This is a genomic window from Arsukibacterium sp., from assembly GCF_033722355.1.
In the GTDB taxonomy this organism is placed as follows: Bacteria; Pseudomonadota; Gammaproteobacteria; order Enterobacterales; family Alteromonadaceae; genus Alishewanella.
Map to the genome: position 1 here is coordinate 1 of NZ_JAWVZF010000167.1, position 5985 is coordinate 5985.

Here is a 5985-nt window from a genome sequence, read left to right on the forward strand (position 1 = left end):
ATCCACGCAAAGAGTTTTGTACCGACAACGGAGCCATGATTGCCTATGCCGGTTATCAGCGGTTAAAAGCAGGGCAGCAGCAAGACCTGACGATTGGCGTAACCCCACGCTGGCCCATGCAGGATCTCGCACCGGTCTGAATAGACAAAGAACTATAGAAGTCGTGGTGTTGGCTTCGGTGGCAACTCCCGCTTTGGCTCGCCACTGCAACTATCTCGGGCATCCTGCCCTCACCGAGCCAGCTAAAGCTGTTCAAATTCGCTCCAGACGAATTTATCGCTCGCGCTGGCGCACTCACTCAGTCACTCTGTGGCGCCCAAATCGGGATTCCAACCTCGCTTTATGAGTCTTGATATTTTTTATTCGCGAATACGCTTACTTTTGTCCCACACTTTGCTTTCTTTGCCCTGATACAGCCGGACAATATTTTCGCGGTGGCGGGCGATAATCAGAATGCTCAGCATAATGACCGGCACGGTATATAACGGTTTGATCCACCAGGTGAACAGCGGCGCCAGTGCCACGGTTATGATAGCGGCTAACGATGAGTAACCGCTGAGCGCGACCAGCAATACCCAGCTGGCAATCAGTAAGCCAGCCAGATCGAGGCCAATCGGCATCATGGCACCAAAAGCGGTGGCCACGGCTTTGCCGCCTCTAAAACCAAAAAAGACCGGGTAAATGTGGCCTAAGCAGGCACAGATGGCGATAGCGCCCAGCCAGACGGGTTCAATCTGCAGAAAATACGAGCCCCAAACCGGGATAGTGCCTTTTAGAATATCGAACAGTAATACCAGCACTGCCGGTACTGCGCCACCCAGCCGTAACACATTAGTGGCGCCGGGGTTACCTGAGCCATGAAAACGGGGATCGGGCAGCCGGAACAGCTGACAGACCAGCACTGCTGATGACACCGAACCCATTAAATAGGCGGCCAACATCATAATTACGATCAGCACGGTCATTTCGACGGTTCCTCAGCACCAGTTTTTGCGATAAGATTGCAGCTCGCTGTACAGCAGCAGGATACAGAGCTTGGTGGCGTTTTACCTATCCGACCAGCCTACCTGAAACGAAAAATAACGCAATCCGGATTTAACTGAATGGACATAGTTTTTATAAAACAGCTACAAGTCGACACCATTATTGGCGTGTATGACTGGGAAAAATCCATTCAACAACGGCTGCTACTTGATTTAAGCTTAACAACAGACCAGCGCACTGCGGCGGCAGGCGACGACATTAGTCTGACCCTGGATTATGCAGTGATTGCCGAAAAAGTAACGGCGCTAATCACCGCCGAGCCAATCGAGCTGATAGAAACCGTCGCTGAAAAAGTCGCTGCTATGTTGTTAACAGAGTTTGCCACCAGCAAGGTAGAGGTAACCGTCAGCAAACCCGGTGCCGTTGCTCAGGCACAAACTGTGGGCGTGCATATTGTCCGGACAGCACAGCAGGAACACAGCTGATGGCCCGTATTTTTATCAGTATTGGCAGTAACACCGAGCGTGACCACTATATCCGTGCCGGGGTGTTATCACTCAGGCAGTACTTTGGCGAGATCCAGCTGTCTTCGGTGTATGAGAGCGAAGCGGTCGGTTTTAATGGCGATGCCTTTTATAATCTGGTCGCTGTCACAGATACCGAGTTAGCCATTGCCGATTGTGTGCAGGTGTTAAAGCAGATTGAAGACAGCCATGGTCGTATTCGCGGCGCTGAGAAATTTTGTGGCCGTACCCTCGATTTAGATTTACTGACGTACGATCAGGTTTGCTGTGACCAGCCGGTTATTCTGCCCCGCGGCGAAATTACTGAAAATGCCTTTGTGTTATGGCCGATGGCCGAACTGGCTCCTGACGCTATTCATCCGCTGACAAACCAGCGCTATGCTGAGTTATGGCAGGCTTACCCTAAAAACAAACAAAAAATCTGGCCTGTGCCTTTTAACTGGAGAGAATGTCGTTGAGTACAGTGGAAGTTATTATTTTAGCCATCCTGCAGGGCTTAACTGAGTTTTTGCCTATTTCATCGTCAGCCCACCTTATTTTACCCTCAGCCATTTTCGGCTGGCAGGATCAGGGCATTGCGTTTGATGTGGCGGTGCATGTTGGTACCTTACTGGCGGTGGTCTGGTATTTCCGGCAGGATATTGGCCGGTTGATAGTCGGCTGGCTGCAAAGTCTGGGCGGTCGGCACAGCACTGACAGTAAACTGGCCTGGTGGGTTATTCTGGCGACTATCCCGGCGGGCCTGGCCGGTTTGCTGGCAGCAGATTATATTGAAAGCTATCTGCGTTCACCCTGGGTGCTGGCGGCTACCACGATTATTTTCGGTTTGGCGTTGTGGTGGGCTGATGCCACTGCAAAGCAAAATCAGAATATGGAACAGTTAAACTGGCGCCAGGCGTTATTTATCGGCGTTGCGCAGGCCATCTCGTTAATTCCCGGCACCTCGCGCTCAGGTATCACTATGACGGCAGCAATGCTGCTGGGGCTGGACAAGGTCAGTGCGGCAAGGTTTTCTTTTTTGCTTTCTATTCCGATCATCGCGTTAAGTGGTGGTTACCAGACAACGAAATTAATGGCTGAGCCCGAGCGTTTTGACTTAAATGCCATTTTCCTTGGCACCGGCCTGGCGTTTTGCAGTGCCCTGTTTTGTATTCATTTCTTTCTGAAAATTATCAGCCGGATGGGCATGCTGCCCTTTGTTATATACCGGCTTATCTTAGGTGTCGGCCTTCTTATTTTTCTTGGCTGGTTTGCGGGTTAGTCTGTTGCCAGGCCAGTTTTGCCCCGGTGATAGCAGCCAGACGCGCCCGCTGGATAGCCTCGCCGATGGCTTGTCCCTGCAGGCCACTGGCAACGATTGCCCCGACATCAACTGCTGAGGCAGCCTTTGCCAGCTGTTGCAGGTACGCGGCTTGCGGATAGTCGGCCTGTTCAAAGGTGGTGCGGCCGCGTAAATCGGCTGTGCAGCACAACAGCACATCTTCCAGTTGTTGAGGTTTACGCCAGACATCAACGCCATTAAACAGCTTTAACACCGTGGCCGGTTTTAATTCGCGGGCTTTATGTACCAGCTGATGATACTCACAGACTTTTAACGCCAGTTCTTTACAATCGTTGGGTACCCGCAGCCGCTGGCACAACTGCTCAATGAGCGTCAGGCCGGTATACTCGTGGCCATGATGCGCTGGCAGCAGTTCTGCTGCTGTCACCCCTTTGCCTAAATCATGTACCAGGGCGGCGAAGCGGATAGTTAACTTGTCTGACAAGGCCGCTGCCTGCTCCAGCACCAGCAGGGTGTGCACGCCGGTGTCGATTTCCGGGTGCCATTTTGCCGGTTGCGGTACGCCCCATAATGCGGCCAGTTCAGGCATCAGGGTTTTCAGTGCGCCACAGTTATAAAGTAACTGAAAATAAGCCGCGGGGCGTTGACAGCTTAATGCTTTCGCCGTTTCCTGCCAGACCCGCTCCGGACTTAAGGTGGTCAGCTCGCCACTGTCACTAAGCTTGCGCATCAACGCCAGTGTCTCGCCAGCGACACTGAAACCCAGATCCGCATAACGGGCATAAAAGCGGGCAACCCGCAGCACCCGCAGCGGATCTTCGGCAAAAGCATCGGAGACGTGACGCAGTATTTTCTGCTCAATATCAGCCTGGCCACCATAAGGGTCAATGATATTACCATCACTGTCTTTTGCCATCGCGTTAATTGTCAGATCACGTCGCTGTAAATCCTGCTCCAGGGTAACATCCGGGGCGGCATGAACGCTGAACCCGGTGTAACCTTGGCCGTTTTTACGTTCGGTGCGGGCCAGGGCATGTTCTTCTCTGGTTTTGGGGTGCAAAAAAACCGGGAAGTCTTTGCCCACCTGCTGATAACCTGCGGCCAGCATTTGCTCCGCAGTGGCACCCACAACGACCCAGTCCCGCTCATTAAATGGATAACCCAGCAGCTCATCACGCACTGCACCGCCAACAAGATATATCTGCACATGCTTTCCTGATTGCTTATTTTTTGCCATTATAGCGCTGTCAGTCAATTTTGCAGCGTTATTAACCCAGGATGCTTTGATGTATACCGGTTTTTTCGGTCTAACCAGTCCCCCTTTTTCGATTGCTCCTAACCCGGATTTTATGTATCTGGGCGCCCGGCATACCGAGGCGCTGGCTCATTTGCGTTATGGCCTGGGCGATGCAGGCGGTTTTGTATTACTTACCGGTGAAGTCGGTACCGGCAAAACCACAGTATCACGTTCATTGCTGCAGGAGCTGGATGAGACTACTGATGTCGCCTTTATTCTGAACCCGACGTTATCGGAGCTGGAGTTGCTGGCAGCGATTTGTGACGAACTGAAAATCCGCTATAAAAAAGCAGATGCCAGCTTAAAACTGCTGGGCGATAAAATTACCCAGCGGCTGCAGAAAAATCATCAGGCGGGCAAAAAAACCATTTTAATTATTGATGAAGCGCAACATTTACAGCCGGCCGTGCTGGAGCAGCTGCGGCTGTTAACCAACCTTGAAACTAATACCAGAAAATTATTGCAGGTTATTCTAATCGGTCAGCCTGAGCTGCAACACTTGTTGCAGCGCAATGACTTACGTCAGTTAGCCCAGCGGATCACCGCCCGCTACCATCTGTTGCCGCTTGATTTGAATGAAGTGCAACATTATCTGAAATACCGGTTGCAGGTAGCTGGCTGCAGCAGGCCGGTATTCAGTAGCAAAGCGGTTAGCGCGCTTTACCAGCAAAGTGGTGGCATACCCCGTTTGCTTAACCTGTTGGCAGACCGCGCTATGCTGGCCGCTTACAGCCAGCAAAAGCCGTTAGTTGACGTGGCACAGGTGCAGCGGGCTGCAGCTGAAGTGCTGGCAGTTAATAGCGTGGGGGCAGCTTCGGTCCGCCCGCCATTACCTGCCTGGTTGTGGCCGATGCTGGCCGGCACTGGTATAGTTGTCGGGTTTTTACTGGCGCTGGTTTTAATGCCGGTATTTCAAGGCTAAAAGTAAAGGGGCTAACCTTGTCTATTTTAATGGATGCACTGAAACAACAGGTACAGCCGGCCACTGCGTCTGCCGGTGCAGCCATTGCAACCGGCTGGCGCAATCTGGCATTACTGCTGGGCTTTGTGCTGGCAGTGCTGTTGGGCGTGGGGTTGGCCAGTTGGTGGCAAAGCAAACAGGTCGCCCAAACTGAGAACACCTTAAGCGTCAGCCCGCCGGCAGAGCCGGAGTTGGCAGAGAGTACCCGTATTGCAGCTGTTCTGCTCAGTGCTCAAAGCAACACCCAGGCTGAACCTGTCAGCCAGCAGGCTGACCCGCAGCCAGTGCAGGAACAGCTTAAAGTTGAACCTGAGATGGTCAGCGTGACAGTACCTGCTGTCGCGAAGCAAACCGGGCAGCCTGTTGTACAGACAGAGCAGCCAGCTCAACCTGAGGTTGAAGTCTCTGATGAGTTACGTCAGCGCTTTGCCTCTGCGATGGCAGCCAGTGACATTGATAACCGGCCGTCCCGCTCTGTGGTGCGGACAAATAGTGCTCCGGCACAGGATATCAGTGAATTAGCTCCGGCGCTGCAGCAACGGATACCGCCGTTGAGATTTGAAGCGCATGTTTATGCAACCCAGAGTTCCCAGCGCTGGGTTAAGGTTAATGGTAAAAGCTTACAGGAAGGGCAATGGGTGACAGCGGATATTCAGTTATCTGAGATTACACCGCATTATGTGCTGCTGAAGATGGGCAATGAGTTTTTCAGTATGCCAGCGCTGACTGACTACAAATAGTTCCGCACATCCAGCCCGTATTTTTTTAAATCGACACAGCCTTCAATATGTTCTTCCTGCTGGCGCGATAAGTCAATAATCTTGGGGATGATATGATGTTGATGGACGCTGTGGTAAAACAGCTTTACTTTTGGCTGAGTCGGTTTTTTCGGGTTATTTTCCAGTACCAATGCTAACTTACCTGTCGTCAGCCTGAC

The 5985-nt window shown here is 52.0% G+C and carries 7 protein-coding genes and 2 pseudogenes; 6 read left to right on the plus strand and 3 right to left on the minus strand.

The genetic code is table 11. From position 1 onward, the window contains the following. Positions 1 to 140 (plus strand): annotated as a pseudogene (locus R3177_RS12540) (tRNA (adenosine(37)-N6)-threonylcarbamoyltransferase complex transferase subunit TsaD); the annotation flags it as partial. Between the two features lie 219 nt (positions 141 to 359). Here the strand turns inward: R3177_RS12540 and plsY are convergent. Continuing rightward, positions 360 to 965: a glycerol-3-phosphate 1-O-acyltransferase PlsY gene (gene plsY, locus R3177_RS12545; protein ID WP_318971370.1), complete on the minus strand. Its 606-nt coding sequence runs from the start codon at positions 963 to 965 to the stop codon at positions 360 to 362. A gap of 138 nt (positions 966 to 1103) precedes the next feature. On the opposite strand from plsY, the gene folB reads away from it, so the two are divergent. The 3 genes from folB to R3177_RS12560 are packed head-to-tail and all read left to right on the plus strand — an operon-like array spanning position 1104 to position 2769. Beyond that, complete coding sequence (folB, locus tag R3177_RS12550) at positions 1104 to 1469, plus strand: dihydroneopterin aldolase (RefSeq protein WP_318971371.1); 366 nt, start codon at positions 1104 to 1106, stop codon at positions 1467 to 1469. Continuing rightward, on the plus strand, positions 1469 to 1966 hold the full coding sequence (folK, locus tag R3177_RS12555) for a 2-amino-4-hydroxy-6-hydroxymethyldihydropteridine diphosphokinase (RefSeq protein WP_318971372.1): 498 nt from the start codon (positions 1469 to 1471) through the stop codon (positions 1964 to 1966). Before folB ends, folK begins: the two co-directional genes overlap by 1 nt. Then, a complete protein-coding gene (locus tag R3177_RS12560; protein WP_318971376.1) occupies positions 1963 to 2769 on the plus strand; it encodes an undecaprenyl-diphosphate phosphatase in 807 nt (268 codons plus the stop codon). The genes folK and R3177_RS12560 overlap by 4 nt, the downstream gene beginning before the upstream one ends. Here R3177_RS12560 and R3177_RS12565 read toward each other — a convergent pair. Continuing rightward, positions 2741 to 3997, minus strand: a complete 1257-nt coding sequence (locus tag R3177_RS12565; RefSeq protein WP_318971373.1) for a multifunctional CCA addition/repair protein — start codon at positions 3995 to 3997, stop codon at positions 2741 to 2743. The genes R3177_RS12560 and R3177_RS12565 overlap by 29 nt on opposite strands. Before the next feature lie 79 nt (positions 3998 to 4076). Between R3177_RS12565 and R3177_RS12570 the strand changes: the two genes are divergently transcribed. After that, a complete protein-coding gene (locus tag R3177_RS12570) occupies positions 4077 to 5009 on the plus strand; it encodes an ExeA family protein (RefSeq protein ID WP_318971374.1) in 933 nt (310 codons plus the stop codon). Between the two features lie 17 nt (positions 5010 to 5026). After that, positions 5027 to 5788: a general secretion pathway protein GspB gene (locus tag R3177_RS12575; protein WP_318971375.1), complete on the plus strand. Its 762-nt coding sequence runs from the start codon at positions 5027 to 5029 to the stop codon at positions 5786 to 5788. Here the strand turns inward: R3177_RS12575 and R3177_RS12580 are convergent. Then, positions 5779 to 5985 (minus strand): annotated as a pseudogene (locus R3177_RS12580) (phosphohydrolase); the annotation flags it as partial. The gene R3177_RS12575 and the pseudogene R3177_RS12580 sit on opposite strands and share 10 nt — an antisense overlap.

What these genes read in the sequence shown, in the direction of transcription:
- plsY (WP_318971370.1), bottom strand. Translation starts at nt 965, where the DNA reads ATGACCGTGCTGATCGTAATTATGATGTTGGCCGCCTATTTAATGGGT.
- folB (WP_318971371.1), top strand. Translation starts at nt 1,104, where the DNA reads ATGGACATAGTTTTTATAAAACAGCTACAAGTCGACACCATTATTGGC.
- folK (WP_318971372.1), top strand. Translation starts at nt 1,469, where the DNA reads ATGGCCCGTATTTTTATCAGTATTGGCAGTAACACCGAGCGTGACCAC.
- R3177_RS12570 (WP_318971374.1), top strand. Translation starts at nt 4,077, where the DNA reads ATGTATACCGGTTTTTTCGGTCTAACCAGTCCCCCTTTTTCGATTGCT.